The sequence below is a fragment of the Pseudomonas sp. BAV 4579 genome (assembly GCF_009765395.1).
Taxonomy (GTDB): Bacteria; Pseudomonadota; Gammaproteobacteria; order Pseudomonadales; family Pseudomonadaceae; genus Chryseomonas; species Chryseomonas aestiva.
In genome coordinates, this window is record NZ_WHOV01000011.1 from 46,501 (window position 1) to 63,519 (window position 17,019).

The 17,019-nt window shown below is 61.6% G+C and carries 14 protein-coding genes; 4 read left to right on the forward strand and 10 right to left on the reverse strand.

Annotated elements, in window-relative coordinates; genetic code table 11:
• Nucleotides 1-6: 6 nt before the first annotated feature.
• The 7 genes from lpxK to GSQ95_RS04275 form a co-directional block, all read right to left on the reverse strand.
• Nucleotides 7-1,014, reverse strand: coding sequence for a tetraacyldisaccharide 4'-kinase (gene lpxK, locus GSQ95_RS04245; protein ID WP_158892882.1), 1,008 nt, complete (start codon nucleotides 1,012-1,014; stop codon nucleotides 7-9).
• Nucleotides 1,011-1,451, reverse strand: coding sequence for a biopolymer transporter ExbD (locus GSQ95_RS04250; RefSeq protein WP_133862784.1), 441 nt, complete (start codon nucleotides 1,449-1,451; stop codon nucleotides 1,011-1,013). Before GSQ95_RS04250 ends, lpxK begins: the two co-directional genes overlap by 4 nt.
• Entirely contained in the window at nucleotides 1,448-2,083 is a 636-nt protein-coding gene (locus GSQ95_RS04255) for a MotA/TolQ/ExbB proton channel family protein (protein WP_059315847.1), read from the reverse strand. Before GSQ95_RS04255 ends, GSQ95_RS04250 begins: the two co-directional genes overlap by 4 nt.
• 48 nt (nucleotides 2,084-2,131) lie before the next feature.
• The gene (locus tag GSQ95_RS04260) at nucleotides 2,132-4,372 is read right to left on the reverse strand and encodes a DNA internalization-related competence protein ComEC/Rec2 (protein ID WP_158892884.1); all 2,241 of its coding nucleotides are present in this window, start codon (nucleotides 4,370-4,372) and stop codon (nucleotides 2,132-2,134) included.
• Nucleotides 4,373-4,476: 104 nt separating this feature from the next.
• A complete protein-coding gene (locus GSQ95_RS04265; protein ID WP_158892886.1) occupies nucleotides 4,477-5,718 on the reverse strand; it encodes a lipoprotein-releasing ABC transporter permease subunit in 1,242 nt (413 codons plus the stop codon).
• A 7-nt stretch (nucleotides 5,719-5,725) separates the two neighbouring features.
• Nucleotides 5,726-6,427, reverse strand: a complete 702-nt coding sequence (gene lolD / locus GSQ95_RS04270; protein ID WP_158892888.1) for a lipoprotein-releasing ABC transporter ATP-binding protein LolD — start codon at nucleotides 6,425-6,427, stop codon at nucleotides 5,726-5,728.
• Nucleotides 6,420-7,670 carry a lipoprotein-releasing ABC transporter permease subunit gene (locus GSQ95_RS04275; protein WP_133862787.1) on the reverse strand — a complete coding sequence of 417 codons (1,251 nt, stop codon included), beginning with the start codon at nucleotides 7,668-7,670 and terminating at the stop codon, nucleotides 6,420-6,422. Before GSQ95_RS04275 ends, lolD begins: the two co-directional genes overlap by 8 nt.
• A gap of 576 nt (nucleotides 7,671-8,246) precedes the next feature.
• Here GSQ95_RS04275 and GSQ95_RS04280 point away from each other — a divergent pair.
• Nucleotides 8,247-8,825 (forward strand): recombinase family protein, encoded by a 579-nt coding sequence (locus tag GSQ95_RS04280; RefSeq protein WP_158892890.1) that lies wholly within the window; start codon nucleotides 8,247-8,249, stop codon nucleotides 8,823-8,825.
• Between the two features lie 213 nt (nucleotides 8,826-9,038).
• Entirely contained in the window at nucleotides 9,039-9,593 is a 555-nt protein-coding gene (locus GSQ95_RS04285; RefSeq protein ID WP_158892892.1) for a hypothetical protein, read from the forward strand.
• 10 nt (nucleotides 9,594-9,603) lie between these two features.
• On the opposite strand, the gene GSQ95_RS04290 is transcribed toward GSQ95_RS04285, so the two are convergent.
• Together GSQ95_RS04290 and GSQ95_RS04295 are read right to left on the reverse strand one after the other, a co-directional pair.
• Nucleotides 9,604-10,461, reverse strand: a complete 858-nt coding sequence (locus tag GSQ95_RS04290; protein ID WP_158892894.1) for an AbiJ-NTD4 domain-containing protein — start codon at nucleotides 10,459-10,461, stop codon at nucleotides 9,604-9,606.
• A 243-nt stretch (nucleotides 10,462-10,704) separates the two neighbouring features.
• Entirely contained in the window at nucleotides 10,705-11,805 is a 1,101-nt protein-coding gene (locus tag GSQ95_RS04295) for a RelA/SpoT domain-containing protein (protein WP_158892896.1), read from the reverse strand.
• A gap of 614 nt (nucleotides 11,806-12,419) precedes the next feature.
• On the opposite strand from GSQ95_RS04295, the gene GSQ95_RS04300 reads away from it, so the two are divergent.
• The gene (locus tag GSQ95_RS04300) at nucleotides 12,420-12,713 is read left to right on the forward strand and encodes a hypothetical protein (protein WP_158892898.1); all 294 of its coding nucleotides are present in this window, start codon (nucleotides 12,420-12,422) and stop codon (nucleotides 12,711-12,713) included.
• Nucleotides 12,714-13,452: 739 nt separating this feature from the next.
• Nucleotides 13,453-16,095 carry a DNA-directed RNA polymerase gene (locus GSQ95_RS04305; RefSeq protein WP_158892900.1) on the forward strand — a complete coding sequence of 881 codons (2,643 nt, stop codon included), beginning with the start codon at nucleotides 13,453-13,455 and terminating at the stop codon, nucleotides 16,093-16,095.
• Between the two features lie 38 nt (nucleotides 16,096-16,133).
• Here the strand turns inward: GSQ95_RS04305 and GSQ95_RS04310 are convergent, their stop codons facing one another.
• Complete coding sequence (locus GSQ95_RS04310; protein WP_158892902.1) at nucleotides 16,134-16,802, reverse strand: hypothetical protein; 669 nt, start codon at nucleotides 16,800-16,802, stop codon at nucleotides 16,134-16,136.
• Between the last annotated feature and the right edge of the window lie 217 nt (nucleotides 16,803-17,019).

Below are 17,019 nucleotides of genomic sequence, written 5' to 3' on the forward strand. Positions count from 1 at the left end.
ATTCCGTCAGTGAGAGTGTTCGGGTAGGAGCCGGTCGAGACGCCCATCCAGCCAGGCGACGAAGGCGGCCGAGGGCTGGGCGTCCACCGCCAGGTACCACCAGTCGGCGGCGGCGAAGGAGCGGCACTTGACCGCGTCCTTCTCGGTCATCACCAGCGGCAGTGCCGGGGTGAAGGCCAGCTCTGCCGCGCTGTAGGTGGCGTGATCGGCGAAGGCATGGGGCAACGGCTGCCAGTGTAGTCCTTCGAGGGTGGCGAAGAAACGGCCGGGGTTGCCGATGCCGGCCAGGGCATGCAGGCGCTGCCCCGGCGGAAAGAAATCCAGCGATTGCGCCTCGCCACTGCGCAGATTGACCAGGGCGCTGGGCTGCAGGGTCAGGCCGAAGCCGGCGGCAGGATCGACAGGGGCGCCGTTATGGATCACGGCGTCCACCTCGGCCAGGCGCTCCAGGGGTTCGCGCAGGGGGCCGGCGGGCAGGCAGCGGCCATTGCCGAAGCCCCGCGCCGCATCGACCATCACCAGTTCGAGGTCACGGGCCAGGCGATAGTGCTGCAGGCCGTCGTCGCTGAGGATGACATCGAGCCGCTCCTCGGCAAGCAGGCGTTCGACGGCGCGACCACGATCGGGATCCGTGACCAGGGCCACCCCGGTGCGCTGCACGATCAGCAGCGGCTCGTCGCCGGCGACGGCGGCGGTGTCGGTGACCCGCACCCGCCAGGGCAGACTCGGCGGCGTGGCGCCATAGCCCCGGCTGACCACCCCGACCTTCAGGCCGCGCGCACGCAGATGGCCGATCAGCCAGAGGATCATGGGCGTCTTGCCGGTACCGCCGACGGTGAGATTGCCCACCACGATGACCGGGACCGGCGCGCGATGGATGCTGCCCTGCCCCGCCAGGAAGCGCTGGCGCTTGCGCCGGGCGATCTGGCGATAGAGGGCTTCGAGCGGCGTCAGCAGGCCCAGGGCCGGATGCCCCTGGTACCAGGCGCGAACCAGGCGCTCGCCCAGGCTCACGGCCGTTTCGCCTGGGCCTCGAGGGTGGTGATGCGCAACTGGCTGAAGCCCAGCTTGCCGGCGGCATCCATGGCCATGACCACCGACTGGTGGGTGGCGCGGCCATCGGCGGTGATCACCAGCGGCAGGCTGTTGTCGCCGCCGGATTCACGCTGCAGCGCGGTGGTCAGGCCGGTCAGGTCGTTGCGCGCCAGGGTCTGGCCGTTGAGCGCCATCTGGCCTTCGGCGGTGATGCTGATTTCCAGGGTCTTGGCCTGGTTGGCGGCCGCCGCGGCGCTGTCGGCCTCGGGCAGTTCGATCTTCAGCTGGCTGGGCTTGCTGAAGGTCGCGGTCACCACGAAGAACAGCAGCAGCACGAAGATGACGTCGATGAAGGAGGCCAGGTTGATATAGACCTCTTCGCGGGCGGCGCCCCCGGCGCGGCGACGGAATTTCACGCCGGGGCTCCTTCGCGGACGTCCACCTCGCGATCGCCGTGGAGGATGTCCACCAGCTTGACCGCTTCCTGCTCCATCCCGACCACCAGCTCATCGACCCGGCGCAGCAGGTAGCGATGGAAGAACACTGCGGGAATCGCCACCAGCAGACCGGTGGCGGTGGTGACCAGGGCCTTGGAGATGCCGCCGGCGAGGATGGGCGCATTGGCCATGCCGTCGTTCATGAAGGCGCTGAAGATGTCGATCATGCCGAACACCGTGCCGAGCAGGCCCATCAGGGGTGCCAGGGCGGCGATGCTGCCGAGGGTGTTGAGATAGCGTTCGAGGTCGTGCACCACGCGGCTGCCGGCTTCCTCGATGGCCTCCTTCATGATGTCGCGGCCGTGACGGGAGTTGGTCAGGCCCGCGGCCAGGATATCGCCCAGGGGCGATCCGGCGCGCAATTCGCGCAGCCGCTCGGCATTGAGCTGCTTGTCCTGGATCCAGCGCCAGACCTGGGCGAGCAGCGTCGGCGGTGCGACCCGGCTGCGTCTCAGGGTCCACAGCCGCTCGGCGATGATGGCCGTGGCCAGGATGGAACTGAGGATGATCGGCAGCATCATCCAGCCGCCAGCTTTGACCATTTCGAACACGAGAGCGTTACCCCTGCCGCAAAATGCGGCCACTCTAGCACGAACGACTCAGGGTGTCGGCGGGGCTATCCGCCACCAATGCCGCACCTGGCGCTGCCCGCGCGGTACCTCCCAGCGCCCGAGGGTCCAGCTAAGGGCGCCCAGCGCAGCGGTGTCGTAGGGCAGCACCCCGCGCTCGCGATAGCGCGCCAGTACCTGGGGATGGGGATGGCCATAGCGATTGTTCAGCCCCCGGGAGATCAGTACGCCACGCGGCTGGACGGCATCGATGAAGGCGGCGCTGGAACCGCTGCGACTGCCGTGGTGCGGAGCGACCAGCCACTCCGCCGTCAGCGGCACCCCGCTGGCCACCAGCTCCGCTTCACGGCGGGCATCGATGTCGCCGGTCAGCAGCAGGCGCTCGCCCCTCGCCGCAACGCTGAGCACGCAGGACGAGGCATTGGAATCCGCCGCGGGGTGCCACCAGGTGGTGAAGACGACCTCGTTCCAGCGCCACTCGGCGCCGTCCGTGCAGTCCCGCGCGTGCAATTCCGGCGTGAGCCGACCCGCCTCGCCGCTGAGTACCTGGCCTGGCGGCAGTCCCCGGGCCACGGCCGGCGCACCGCCGGCGTGGTCGCCATCGGCATGACTGAGCAGCATGACATCCAGGGCGCCGATGCCGAGGGCCTGCAGGTTGGGCAGGACAACCCGGGCGCCGCTGTCATAGCTGCCCTGGCGCGGACCGGCGTCGTAGAGCAGCGCATGGTCGCGGGTGCGCACCAGCACCGCCAGCCCCTGCCCCACGTCCAGCACGGTGATCCGCGCCAGCCCCGCCGCAGGTACCGGCGGCGGGGGAAACAGCCCCGGCAGCATCAGCAACGCGCCGAAGCCGCGTAGCGGCATACCCGCGGGCAGTAGCGCCAGCAGCGCCCCCAGCCCCGCCAGCCACAGCGCCCAGGTGGGCGCGAGGACCGGCTGCCAGGCCGCAGCCAGGTGCGCCAAGCCGCTCAGCAGCCAGAGCAGTCCCTGCAGCAGGCCACCCGCCAGCAGCAAGGCCGGCGTCCCCAGCGGCGACCAGAGCAGGGACAGCAGGGTCCCCGCCAGCGCCAGGGGCACGATGGCCAGGTCCATCAGCGGCACGGCCAGGGCATTGGCCAGCGGGCCGCTCGGACTCAGCGGCAGGCCCAGCGCCAGGAGCAGCGGCGCCAGGCCCACGGCCATGCACCACTGGGCGCGTCCGAGGGTGAGCCACCAGGGCAGGCGGCCCAGGCGGCCGGCAAAGCTCCACAGCAGCAACAGCACGGCGCCGAAGGACAGCCAGAACCCGGGCAGCAGACTGACCAGCGGATTGGCGGCCAGCACCAGGGCCAGGGCCAGCAGCACGGCGTCCGCCAGCCGCACCTGCTGGCGCCCGAGTTGCCAGAGCAGGCCCAGGGTGACCATGACGCAGGCCCGCTGCACCGGCACCTCGAAGCCGGCCAGCAGTCCGTAGCCCAGTGCGGTGGCGATCGCCAGCACCGTCGCGGACAGGCGCCAGGGCAGTTGACGCGGCCAGAGGCCACGGCGCGCCAGGAGGACCACCCCGGCATAGACGCCCAGGGCGATCAGGCCGATGTGCTGCCCGGATATCACCATCAGGTGCACGGTGCCGGTGTCTTGGAACAGTTGCCACTGGGCAGCGGTGATACCCGAGCCGTCGCCCACCACCAGGGCGGCGAGCAGCCCGCCCTGCCCGGCGGGATCCCGCGTCTGCAGGTATTGCCGGATGCCGTCGCGCCAGATCGCCAGGCCACTGGCGGCGGCCAGGCGCTGGCCGTCCTTGACGCTGCCGGTGGCGCCTATGCCCTGGGCCAGCAGCCAGGCTTCGCGATCCTGACCAAGGGGGTTGACCAGACCCGCGGGGCCGCGCAGCTCCGCGGCCAGGCGCCAGCGTTCGCCGGCCAGCGGACGCGGCCCGCCGTGCCAGCTCAGGCGGATCCGCGCCGGCAGCTCCAGCGCGCGGCGGCTGGCTGCCCCGGCGAGCACGAAACCCACCGAGTCGGCCTCCACCGTGGGCAGGCCGCTGATCTCGCCGTCGATCCACAGCACCCGCTGCTCCAGCGCCGGATCCAGGCGATCGTCCAGCGCCCAGTGACCATTGAGCAGCGCCCAGGCCAGGCCCAGCCCGAAGGCCCCGAGCGCCAGGAAGCGGGTCAACAGGAGCACCAGGGCCACCGCCGCGAGGGCCGCCAGCAGGGATAGCGACGGCAGCGTGGCGAAGGCGCGCAGGAGCAGCACGCCGAGGGCGAAGGACAGCAGGGCGGCGCGCATCAGGACTCCATCCTTGGAGAGCCGAAAGGGCTTAGGAAGCGCGGATTAGAGCAGCTTGGACGCCGTAGGGCCAGGGGCGTAGCGCCGCCTGGCCCGGCAGGAGATCAGTCGTAGCGCAGGGCTTCGGCCGGTGAGGTGCGCGAGGCGCGCCAGGCGGGATAGAGGGTCGCCAGGAAACTCATGCTCAGGGCGGCCACGGCGATCAGCACCACGTCTTCCAGCTCCAGCCGCGACGGCAGGTTGCTGATGAAGTACATGTCACCACCAAACAGCTTGTGGCCGACCAGGCGCTCCAGGGCGGCGATCCAGCTGCTGACGTTGAGTGCCGCGATGACGCCCAGCACGCCGCCGATCAGGGTACCGACCAGGCCGATCACCGTGCCCTGCACCATGAACACCGCCATGATCTGCCCGGGCGTGGCGCCCAGGGTGCGCAGGATGGCGATGTCGGCCTTCTTGTCGGCCACCACCATGATCAGGGTGGCGATGATGTTGAAGGCGGCCACGGCGACGATCAGCAGGAGCAGCAGGCCGATCATGGTCTTTTCCATCTGCATGGCCTGGAACAGACTGCCCTGGGAGATCGTCCAGTCGCGCGCCTGGTAGCCGTCGCCGAGGGCCTTGGCCACGTCGCGGGAGATGCGCGGCGCCTGGAACAGATCGTCCAGCGCCAGGCGGACGCTTTCCACCTGGCCCGGCTGCCAGCCCTTGAGCGGGGCGGCATCGGCGACGTTGATCAGGGCCAGGGAGGCATCCAGCTCGGCGCCGACCTTGAAGGTACCGACCACGGTGAAGCGCCGCAGCCGCGGGGTGATGCTGCCGGTGGCGCCGACCTCGGGGATGATCACCGTGACCTGGCTGCCCAGCTCCAGCTGGAAGCGTCGCGCGGCGATCTCGCCCAGCACGATGCCGAATTCGCCCGGCTTGAGGGCGTCGAGACTGCCCTGGGTCATGCGCTCGCCGACGATGGACACGCGCTTTTCCTGGGCCGGATCGATGCCGTCCACCAGCAGCGGCTGCATGCGACCTCGTACCGAGAGCATGCCCTGCAACTGGGTATAGGGCACCGCCGCCAGCACATGGGGCTGCTGCTCGGCCTTGGCCGCCAGCGGGCGCCAGTCGTCCAGCGGCTGGGCGCCACTGATGAAGGCATGGGGCACCATGCCGAGGATGCGGCCGCGCATTTCTTCCTGGAAGCCGTTCATCACCGACAGCACCAGGATCATGGCCAGCACGCCCAGCGCCAGGCCGAACATGGAGACCAGCGAGAAGAAGGAGATGAACGACTTGCGCCGCTTGGCGCGGGTGTATCTCAGGCCGATGAACAGCGAAAGCGGTCTGAACATGGCGACCTCAGACCTGCCGGGCCGGCGTGGCGTCGACCAGATGGCCTTCGTCCAGGCGCAGCATCCGGTCCATCTGGCCAGCCAGCACCTGGTCGTGGGTCACCACCAGGAAGGCGGTGCGCAGCGAGGTGGACAGCTCCAGCATCAGGTCCTGGATACCGTGGGCGGTGTGCTGGTCGAGGTTGCCGGTGGGCTCGTCGAGCAGCACCAGCTTGGGCTGATTGACCAGCGCCCGGGCGATGGCCACGCGCTGGCGCTCGCCACCGGACAGCTCGGCCGGCTTGTGGCCCAGGCGATGACCGAGACCGACCCGCTCCAGCAACTTGGCGGCGCGCTCGCGGGCTTCGCCGATGGTGGCCTTGCCGATCAGCAGGGGCATGCAGACGTTTTCCAGGGCGCTGAATTCGGGCAGCAGGTGGTGGAACTGGTAGACGAAGCCCATGGCGCGATTGCGCAAGAGGCCACGGGCCTTCTCGTTCAGCGCCGACAGCTCTTCGCCGTCGAGCCAGACACTGCCGCTGCTGGGGGTGTCGAGGCCGCCGAGCAGATTCAGCAGGGTGGTCTTGCCCGACCCCGAGCTGCCGACGATGGACACCCGCTCGCCCGGTTGCAGGGTCAGCTGGACGTTGCTCAGCACCTCGACGGTCTGGGGGCCTTCCTCGTAGCGCTTGCCCAGGTCCTGGCAACGCAAAACGGCTCGATCATTCATAACGCAGGGCCTCGGCGGGTTGGGTACGGGCGGCGCTCCAGGAGGGATAGAGCGTGGCCAGGAAGCTCAGGGCGAAGGACGCTCCGCAGACCAGCAGGACGTCGTGCAGCTGCAGCTGCGCCGGCAGGTAGTCGATGAAATACACCTCGGCGTTGAGGAACTGGTGCCCGGTGATCCGTTGCACCCAGGCCAGCGCGGCACTGACGTTGAGCGCGGCGAGCACGCCCAGCAGGCAGCCGATGGCGGTGCCGATGACGCCGATGAAGGTCCCCTGGACCATGAACACCGCCATGATCTGCCGAGGCGTGGCGCCCAGGGTGCGCAGGATGGCGATGTCGGATTTCTTGTCGGTCACTACCATCACCAGGGTGGAGACGATGTTGAAGGCGGCCACGGCGACGATCAGCAGCAGCAGCAGCCCGATCATGGTCTTTTCCATGCCGATGGCCTGGTAGAGATTGCCGTGGGTGCGGGTCCAGTCGCGGGCATACCAGTCCTTGCCCGGCAGCTGGCGAGCGATGTTCCAGGACACGTCTGGCGCCTGGAACAGGTCGTGCAGCTTGAGGCGCACACCCTGCACCGCGTTCGCCGGCCAGCGCTGCAGCCGCGCGGCGTCCTCGATGTCGATCAGGCCCACCGAGCCGTCCAGCTCGCCGGCACCGACGCTGAAGATGCCCACCACAGTGAATCTCTTCATGCGCGGAAACATGCCGGCGGGGGTCACGGCCACTTCCGGGGCGATGTAGGTGAGCTTGTCGCCAACCTTCACGCCCAGTTTCTCGGCGGCCAGGGAACCGATGATGATGCCGAATTCACCCGGCTTGAGGTCGTCGAGCCGGCCCTCGCGCATGAAGCTGGGGATGATCGAGACCTTGGGCTCCTCGGCCGGATCGATGGCGTTGAGCAACACCGTCTGCACCGCCTTGTCGTGGGCCAGCATGCCCTGCAACTGGGTGAAGGGCGCCACCGCGGCCACCTGGCTGTTCTGCAGCGCCAATTCGCGCACGCTGCGCCAGTCGGGCACCGGCTGGTAGGACTCCACCGTGGCATGGGGAATCATGCCGAGGACGCGATCGCGCATCTCGCGATCGAAGCCGTTCATGACCGACAGCACCACGATCATGACGACCACGCCGAGGGCCAGGCCGATCATGGAGGTGAGCGAGATGAAGGAGACGAAATGGTTGCGGCGCTTGGCGCGGACGTAACGCAGGCCAAGGTAGATCGGCAGGGGTCTGAACATAGGCTCGCTTGCACGGCGGAAAGACGTAGGCGCCCTGCGGGTTGGACGGCGACACCGTGCCGGCTCGCCGGCTACACTCGGGGCCATCACCCACGGAGCGGCCCGACATGACCACCCCAGACGCGCGTGAACGGCGGGAATACTATCGCATCACCGATTCTCGGCGCTACGCTGGAACCCGCTCTAATCCTGGGCTTTGGGATACAGGTCTAACCGCCCGGTGTCCCACCACGGGGTCTCTACTCTAACTCAAGAGTTCTTGGAATTTCAGGAAAAAATCCGAGACCCCATCTTAAGGTGGCCGCTTCGCGCCCTTCCCCCCTGGCCCCCTCCTGCTCGCGCACATGCGGGCACTCTCTCCCACCTACCCGCGCACGGTCCTGTAGGTCTCCCATGGGGCCTCCCAAGGGGGCCCTCCTCTACCCTGCCCTTGGACATGCGTTGCAATAGGGCTTGGTCTAACGCAGCGTTGCAGCAATGATCGAAAACCGCTGCATTAGGGTTGACTTAGGATTTCCGCAACACTACCTTTTGAGACTCTTAGAACCTAACGCAACACTGCAACGGATTCAGACCATGCGCATCGGATACGCTCGGACATCTACTCTTGAACAGATCGCCGGTTATGAAGCCCAGGAACGGGAGCTGACTGCGGCAGGCGTCGAAAGGATCTACAAGGAACAAGTGTCGTCCGTAGGGGATCGGCCTGAGCTGGAGAGGATGCTCAGCGATCTCCGCAAGGGTGACGTGCTAGTAGTGACCAAGCTCGACCGCCTGGCTCGCAGCGTCCATCACCTTGGGGAGATCCTCAAGACTCTCGATGACCTTGGCGCAGGCCTTCAGATTCTCGGGATGGGTATCGACTCGACAACCGCAGGTGGCCGCTTGATGCTCAACGTCCTCGGCTCGGTTGCTCAGTTTGAACGCGAGATGATGCTTGAGAGGCAACGCGAGGGGATCGCCAAGGCGAAGGCCGATGGGAAGTACCGTGGACGGAAGCCTAAAGCGGAGCCCCTACTGGAGCGTATCCTGGCGATGAAGGCTGAAGGCATGGGCGATACGGCTATTGGCAAGGCCCTGGGCATGGACCGCACTACGGTCTTTCGAGTGAGGAAGCAGGCTGAAGCTAGCGAGGTCTCTAAGGTCGGAGCATAAATAGCTTTGATCTATTGATTCAGGCGTCCTGATAGCCATGCACCTGCCTGTGCTCTTATCTGTTTCGCGCCCTTCGGGCTCCCCTGTGGGCCCTCCTCTCGAACCCCTCCAGAACCTCCTCCAGGCCCTCTCTTGCTGTGCTTGAGGTTCTGCCTGGGCATCCTATGGGGTATCTTCCGTGGTCCTTCAAAAGCCTGCAAGGACGCGCTCAGCATGGCCACACAAAGTAATGCCGTTGAGGCTGTATCTCCTGCGGGTGAACTCATCAATCCTGTCCTCATTGACCCCGATACTAGGTTCGACGAAGACGGCATTTACAAGACCAAGCTTAAGGCCAAGGGTCCCCTGGCTGGGGCCTTCCGCGAGTTGATCGAGAAGGTCCAGCGGGAGGAGCTGGAGCGTCAGATTCAGAGCGCTGAAGGCAAGAAGAAGGGCTCTGGTAAGCGTGTGAAGCTCGCTGACCTGCCCGTCGAAGAAGACGAGGATGGCAACCTGATCTTCAACTTCAGATCGAAGGCCAGGGTCAAGGACCAGAAGACCGGGCAGATGGTTGACCGCAAGGTTGCCCTGTTCGATGCCAAGGGAAAGAGCCTGACCCACGACGTCAAGCTGGGCACCGACACCGTGGCCCATGTCTCCTGCTTCGTTGCCCCTTTCTACACCGCCCTCCTGGGTGCTGGTGTCACACTACGTCTCCGAGCCGTGAAACTCTTAGAGCTGAAGGCTCCTCCTACCGAGCGTTCACAGGAAGAGTTCGGCTTCACGTAGCTACGAAGCATTATGACCGTGACTCAAGTAGACCGGCGGCGCGGGCCTTTACTAGCAAATAGTTCACAAAAGCAGAACATGCGACAAGCATATACTTCGCCTCCTCAAAGCCCACATCGCCATCCCTAAGAATTGCGTGTCGAATACCGTCCTCATCACTAGTGTACCCATAAAGAGAACTAAACCCTGCTTGTAGGGACTTGTGTATAGGAGCTTTTTTAGCTAGTTCCTTGAGAGCATTAGAGAGACCCGAAGAATCTTCCCTACCCAACAACCGGGCTACCGACTCCACAGCACTTATAGACTCCTTGATAGAGTTCCGATAGTCGGGAGAGGGCCTTTTAGAAAGGAAGCCCACAGCTGCATCTAAATGCTTGTAGGCGCCATGCATGTCACTCGATGCCGAAGTTGAAAGCGCTTCAGCAACTGCCGTCATTTCCGTCTCGGTGGTTATCGGAGCAAGCCGGTCATCTATAAAGCGATACCCTGAGAACTCTAGCTCAAGAACATGATTCACAAGAGTCTGAAATTCGTGCTCATTTAAAATTACCCGACTCACTAAACCTTCAATGTTAGCACCGAGGAATTCGACATAATCATATGCCGATGCCCAATCCAAAGCCATGAAGGTGCTTTTGATTGAACGCATCGCGAAAATATTATTGGTGCTTACTTCATCCAGTGGCTTCTTGAAGAAATGAAATGCAGATGCCCGACTTAGACTGACCCAATTATCAGCATAGGAGTGATCGACCGCCTGATGAATTACATTCCATAGCGAATTTCTAAGCTCATCAGACATGCCGTCCAGCTGAAGGAGCTTCGAAGGCGCCCTAATACCTAACCGCTCTGAGAAACGCTTACTCAAACTTAAGCACTCCTAACACCTTCTTAAAGAAGACCACAAGAAAAGCCACGCCTATACCGAATAAAACCAAAACAAACCACGTCAAGAGCCCCCGAAGAATCCCCTGGGTCCACGTCTCGGATGTGTAGATAGAGAACGCAAGAACCCCAGCGAAAGCGAGGCCGCCGCTTAGCCGGGACACGATGTAGCCCATCCAGATAACGAAAGCCGTCAGCATTTGAACCCTCCTTGGAAAGCTGCTAGTTACTCTTTAGGTTTTATTGACCGCAAGTTTCCGGCCAAACTCTCACCAACTTGATACCCAGGACTGACAACTGACTGGATCAACGAACTTATCGGCTGACCTGCCTGCACTACAGACCCAGTAAAAAGAGGAGCACTAATTAAACCATTGGCTGTTACCGTCAGAAAGGTATCCGTTTCTCGCAAAGTAGAACCAATGGTCACCATACCAGCCGATGGCATTTTAGAGGACTGCCTCTTTAAAGCCGCCATTTGAGTTTCCATATCCTTAATAGCTTTACGAGAAGCATCATTTTCCGCCCCTGCGGCACTCAGCTCCTTTAACGCGGCTTCCAGCTTACCTAATGTTTGGTTGTGTTCATCTTTGAGCGACTGCATATTGTCATTCGCCTTTGCAAGATCACTCGCCAGGCTTTTCACATAAGTCCCCATCTCATCCGCACTGCCAGCCAAACGATTGAAGATACCTAAGAAATAGCCGACCAAAGCATTATCGGAGAAATTCGGATAGCGAACCCTGTGGTCGATTTCACTCCAACCCTCCTCGAAAATAGTCCTAACCTGAAGCTCTACAAGGACCTTCCTTCTCCCAGGGCTACTCGCAAACACATAGTGCATTGACCTATAGCCGGCCTCATGCTCCCTTTTGTCAAAAACGTCATTGGGATCAATGCTTTTAACCTCGTCACCCTTGCGATAGTAGATTAAGGGCTGCTCCTCTAGATCCCAATGAGCCCTTATCATCTTATCGATCTCAAGCCACTCGTCCTTAAAAAGATGAAGCGCCCTAATTCCAATAAGATCCGCCACTACTGACTGGTAATTATCTAAAGATATCTCTTTATAATGTTCAGCACCCTTAGCACGCCGCCTTACTATCTTTTCCATCAGATGCTGTGCGTCTTTTACGCGCCATCGGACTGAATGCACAGACGAGGAAGCTCTCAATATTCCTGCGCAATACTCAGCTATACGCTCTAAATCGCCGTGGCACTGAGTATGGTGCTCTCCAATCTTGGAAAGAGTCTCCCACGGTATATCCGCTGCCCTCCACATTTCGTCGGTAATGCGGTTATCGCGCTTGAAGCTTTTTAAATTCACGGGCTCACCCTAATAGACAGCATATATAGCAACGAATGCTAGGAGGGCCGCTAAGACTGAGCCACCTCTCACGACACCGTCTGTACCGGAAAGCCTACCGTCCGTCACGGATATTCATCCGAAGCTTCGGCAGCGCTTGTCATGTGTATTCATTTGAATATACATTTGAATCACAGCGAGACACTGACCTTAGCGACAGAGACACAGGAACCTTTAGGACAATGCGGCAGGAAAGCCTAGGGAGGCCCTTTAGGAGGGCCAACACGATCACCGCACAAGCGCCAATCAACTGTCAGGGGAATACGGAGATGCAAGCAGTAAGCCAGAAGGCCACCACAAGAGCCCAGGCGTGGGCAATGGCCTGGTTCATGGCGAAGGAAGGCAAGAGAGTCCGGCTGGATCGAGAGGCCGGAGCCTGGAGAGTCAGGGTCTCCACAAACACGCAGCACTGAGCATCACCTCAAGGGCCTCCTTTAAGGGCCCTTCGGGAGGTCCTCAGAACGACCGCAAGTGATTCCGAAAACTGGAATCCAAAACTGCAATTTCAATGACAAATCCCGGAGCAAGGCTCCACAATGCGCCCGCTATTTATCACCGCTCAAGCGAGGCCCACTGTGGAATTCAAGATCGTGAAATGGGGACACGGCGCGGCTATCCGCCTGCCCTCTAAAGTCCTTGGCGGACTACAAGCGAGCATTGGCGACACCCTACAGGGAGACATCCAGGAGGGCGCCTTGCGCCTGCGGAAAGTCGCGTCTGGCAGTTCCACTGATGTAGTGAGCCTGATTCAGGGCCTAGGCCTTGATCCAGCCAAACCGGAAGACCTCGCGAAGATCGCAGGGATATTGAAGAAGGCACTGGGCGATGACGATTCATCCCATGACAGCAGCACAGGAGGCAAGCCCTAACGCGGGAGCCTTCGAACTCATCTCCGCAGGCGTGAGCCCCTCGGTGTCCTCCAGGGCCACCCAAGGCATCACCGAACGTGCCCTTCTGAATCACCTTGATCTCCGCTATGGATGCCAGGCCGAGCCCCTTCGGGACCACCTGAAGGCGCATCCCCTAGTAGAGATCGAGGTCTCCCGCGATACCTCTAAAGGATCTCTCTGGGTCCGCTGGAATCCCTCTAGGAGGGTCCAGCTGTGAGCCCCAGGCGTTCCACTCATCGCAGCGTCAAAGTCATTGCATCCACTACCGGCGCGGAGGTCTCTGTCAGACCTCTGGCTGTGATCCTCTTCGACATCGAGCCAGGCGAAACCCACAAGGGCGTTCTCCATTGGGAACCCTTTGGCGGGCGTCTGTGCCTGTCTGACTTCCGGTCTGGGCAGCCTCTCCTGCAAGAGCTCCCGAGCCAGGGCAAGCTGAAGGCTCTGATGGAGTCCTTCGGGGTCACCCGTGAGACGCCCAGCGGGTCTGTCTGGCTGGATGTCGCAAAGGAGTGCCTCGGCGTATACCGCAGAACTCAGCCAGGCACCTTCGAAAAGGCGGTCCGCTCCTGTAAGGGCCTGCCAGTCCTCAACGGCCCGCCAATCAGCTAAGCGATCCCCCCACCTTAGAACACACCACCTCCCTCCCCTGCGGGAGCTCCTCTGGAGCCTTCCACGGGTAAGGGGAATCTTTGCCCTACGATCCTCAAACGGAGCATTCATGAACACCAGCGAAGTCCTGATTCAGCAGTTCGGACCGGAGCTAGCAGCAAGACAAATCGAGCTAGAGCGCGAGGGGTCCACCTTGGGCTCTGCGAACTTCCTCAAGGAGCTTGAGAGGGCCATGGAGGAAGGGGACGTGAAGGGCGTCCAGGCTTACTCGTGGATCTTCCGCGAGGGAGTCCCCTTGGTTGCCAAGGCCATTGACGATTGGAAGGCGGAAGCCTTCTCCCCTAAGGGAGGCCGGAAGGCTACCCTGCTCAAGTTCATTGAGACCATGGAGTCGAAGGTCGTGGCCTACATCGCCCTGCGGGCTGCCCTGACTGCCTTCCTCGGGAAGCCTCTGACGAACACCGCAGTGGCCCGGAAGATCGGCGTAGACCTGGACACTCAGATGAGGTCTGACCGCCTTGAGTCCGAGTATGGCCGTGTCTATGAAGGCGCCATCCGTGAGGGTCTCAAGCAGCGCCACGGGGACCACGTTAAGCGGGCCTACCTGATGGCATGGGAGAGGAGGCTTGAGGTAGAGGAAGACGGTCGTATTGAAGCCGAGATGATTAAGGTAGGGATGCACCTGCTGTCGATCACTCTCCAGGCCACGGGTCTCGGTCACCTGCAACGGGTGGCGTCTGGTAGCGGCAACGTGAAGGACACCCACATGGTCCTCACCATGTCCCCAGAGTTCGCCGCCAAGGCAGACTCCATCAACCTGAAGCTAGCCGAGATCGCCACGGTCCACCTGCCCACGGTGGTCCCGCCGAACCCTTGGACCCACTGGATGGGCGGCGGCTACTACACCGAGCATACCCGCCCGATCCTCTTTGTCAGGGCCCCGCTGGCTGTCGTGAAGAGCGTCTATAACGAGCTCGACCTGACTCCGGTCTATGAGGCTGTGAACCACATCCAGAACACTGCCTGGGCGATCAACACCAGGGTTCTCGATGCTGCCCAAGAGGTCCTCTCGTGGAAGCGGACGATCATCAAGGACTTCCCGTGCATCCTCGGGGAAGATCCGCCTGAGAAGCCCCATGACATCGACACAAACGAAGAAGCCCGCCTGAAGTACAGGAAGGCCGCGTTCGAGCATTATCAGAAGATGGATTCGCTGGGTTCCAGGAGGCGCCGTGTGGACTCCATCCTGTCGCAGGGTCAGAAGTTCCGGGACGATCAGGCGATCTACTTCCCGCACAACGTGGACTTCAGGGGCCGCATCTACGCGACCACCCTACTGAATCCCCAAGGCGATGACCTGATGAAGGGGATTCTCCAGTTCTCCTCAGGCGTCCCGCTTGGCCTTGAAGGAGGAAAATGGCTGGCAATTCACGGCGCCAACTGCGCTGGGGTCGATAAGGTCAGCTTCGATGAACGACTCGCTTGGGTCAAAGCTCATGAAGATGTCATCGTCAACTGTGCCCGCCAGCCGCTGGACGAACTCTTCTGGACCACCATGGACAGCCCGTTTGGCTTCCTGGCGTTCTGTTTCGAATACGAAGGCTTCCTCAGAGATGGCGCGGAGTTCGTCAGCCATATCCCAGTCGCCTTCGACGGTTCCTGCTCGGGTCTTCAGCACTTCAGCGCAATGCTTAAGGACGAGATCGGAGGCGCCGCCGTGAACCTCATCCCTACCGAACGACCCGCCGACATCTATCGCATGGTCGCGGAGAAGGTGGTCAATCAGCTTGAGGCTGACGTTGCTCATGGGGGCTCCGATGAATTCGTGGATAAGGTCTATGACGAAGGGACCGACCGGGAGGATACCAGAACGGTTCTCCAGCTCGGAGCGAAGACCATGGCCGAGCGGTGGCTAGCATTCGGCGTCACTCGCAGCGTGACCAAGCTTCCTGTTATGACCCTGGCCTATGGCTCCCGCGAATACGGCTTCAGTGAGCAGATTATGTCGGACGTGATCCGCCCTGCTACTGACGCTGGCAAAGGCCACTTCTGGCCGACTCCGGGTGAGCGCTCCCAGATGGCCCGGTACCTCGCGAAGCATATCTGGGACGCAGTGGGAGCAACCGTGGTCAAGGCAGTGGAGGCCATGAACTGGCTCCAACACGCAGCGGCTCTCCTCGGGTCCCAGGGTCTCCCGGTCCGCTGGACCACTCCCGCAGGCTTCACGGTTTGGCAGGAGTACAGAAAGAGGTCCAGCCAGAGGGTAGACACGGTATTCGGCGCGGCTCTTATCCGGGGTTTCGACGGACAGATTGAGAACAAAGAAACCTCTTCGGGAGCCCTAAAAAATGGTGCATCTCAAGGCGAAGTCCGAGTCCAGGTGAGCATCCGCAAGGAATCTCCAGAGATCGACAAGATTGCCCAGAAGAACGGCATTAGCCCCAACTTCGTCCACTCGATGGACGCGAGCCACATGATGCAGACCGTGACCGCTGCTCACATGGAAGGCATCACTTCATTCGCAATGATCCACGATTCCTTCGGGACCCACGCGGGCAACGCTGCGACCCTCTTCCGGGTCATCCGCGAGCAGTTCGCTCGGACCTATGTGGAGCAGGATGTCTTAGCGGCGTTCGCTTCTCAGGTTGGCGCCCAGCTCAGTGACGCGAATCTGAAGCGTCTCCCGGCGCCACCCCTCCAGGGCTCCCTCGGCGTGGGCCTGGTGGAATCCTCAAAGTACGCTTTCGCGTGAGATCTGCTGGAGGCCCTGGGGAGTTTCCCTGGGGCCAATCAGCCTAGCCCGATCTTTTGTCGAACTATATCTACAACAAGCTTTTTAACTTCAGCAGAGCCAACCACCGTTTTCATAACGGTCATTACCTTGCCTAGGGATGCACGGTACCAAACACCCTTTGGCAATACCTTAGCCTCCGCGCTTGCATTGCCAACTTCCTTAGTAAGTTCCTTGAGCTGTGCATCGTTTAGCTGGTCAGAGGAACGCAGCTCTTTGAACTTCTCTTCTAGATCCGTTAGACGTTGAAGAACATCAGCAAGCTCTTCCCGATTGAAACGCTCTCCAGGATTTGGCACATGCGTATTAACATAGTCTTCAAGGCTTTCCTGGACTTCTGCCACGGAAGCGGCAGATGTGCCTTCTGCCCTAACCTCCTCATAGACATAACGTGCCCATGCCCCAATCCACTCGTGAACTCCATCCATATCAGCGGCAGTCACCGATTCCAAGTTTTGATAAGCCCCCGGCGATAGATCTATACGCAGAGAGCTAGTACCTCGAAGCTCGTTTACCTGCAGCTTATAGCCCTGCACAGGTAGGAATTCCACAGCAAAGAGGATAGAGCCGGTATCTGGAAAGAATGCTTTATAACCTGCAATACCGAACCTTGTATCGTCGAGAGTATTTAGTAGCTTATCAATTACGGCCTTTCTTAACTTCGGCATCAACGCGACTCCTCTCACTGCTATTAGACTACAATGCCAGTGATTCAAGAGACAATCAAACCTGGTATAAACATCGATCCACGCATCAGCAGCATTGAGGAAGATCCAGCCCCAGCGAAGGAAAGAGGCGCAGCTGAGATTGATACGGTAAGGTTTCTCCTCACCTTAGAACTAACAGAGCATACGCAAGGAGATCCGCGCTCACCCGCCTGCCTAA

Coding starts and splice junctions, on each gene's coding strand:
- GSQ95_RS04280 (WP_158892890.1), top strand. CDS start 8,247: ATGCGCATCGGATACGCTCGGACATCTACTCTTGAACAGATCGCCGGT.
- GSQ95_RS04310 (WP_158892902.1), bottom strand. CDS start 16,802: ATGCCGAAGTTAAGAAAGGCCGTAATTGATAAGCTACTAAATACTCTC.
- GSQ95_RS04305 (WP_158892900.1), top strand. CDS start 13,453: ATGAACACCAGCGAAGTCCTGATTCAGCAGTTCGGACCGGAGCTAGCA.
- GSQ95_RS04275 (WP_133862787.1), bottom strand. CDS start 7,670: ATGTTCAGACCCCTGCCGATCTACCTTGGCCTGCGTTACGTCCGCGCC.
- lolD (WP_158892888.1), bottom strand. CDS start 6,427: ATGAATGATCGAGCCGTTTTGCGTTGCCAGGACCTGGGCAAGCGCTAC.
- GSQ95_RS04285 (WP_158892892.1), top strand. CDS start 9,039: ATGGCCACACAAAGTAATGCCGTTGAGGCTGTATCTCCTGCGGGTGAA.
- GSQ95_RS04265 (WP_158892886.1), bottom strand. CDS start 5,718: ATGTTCAGACCGCTTTCGCTGTTCATCGGCCTGAGATACACCCGCGCC.
- GSQ95_RS04260 (WP_158892884.1), bottom strand. CDS start 4,372: ATGCGCGCCGCCCTGCTGTCCTTCGCCCTCGGCGTGCTGCTCCTGCGC.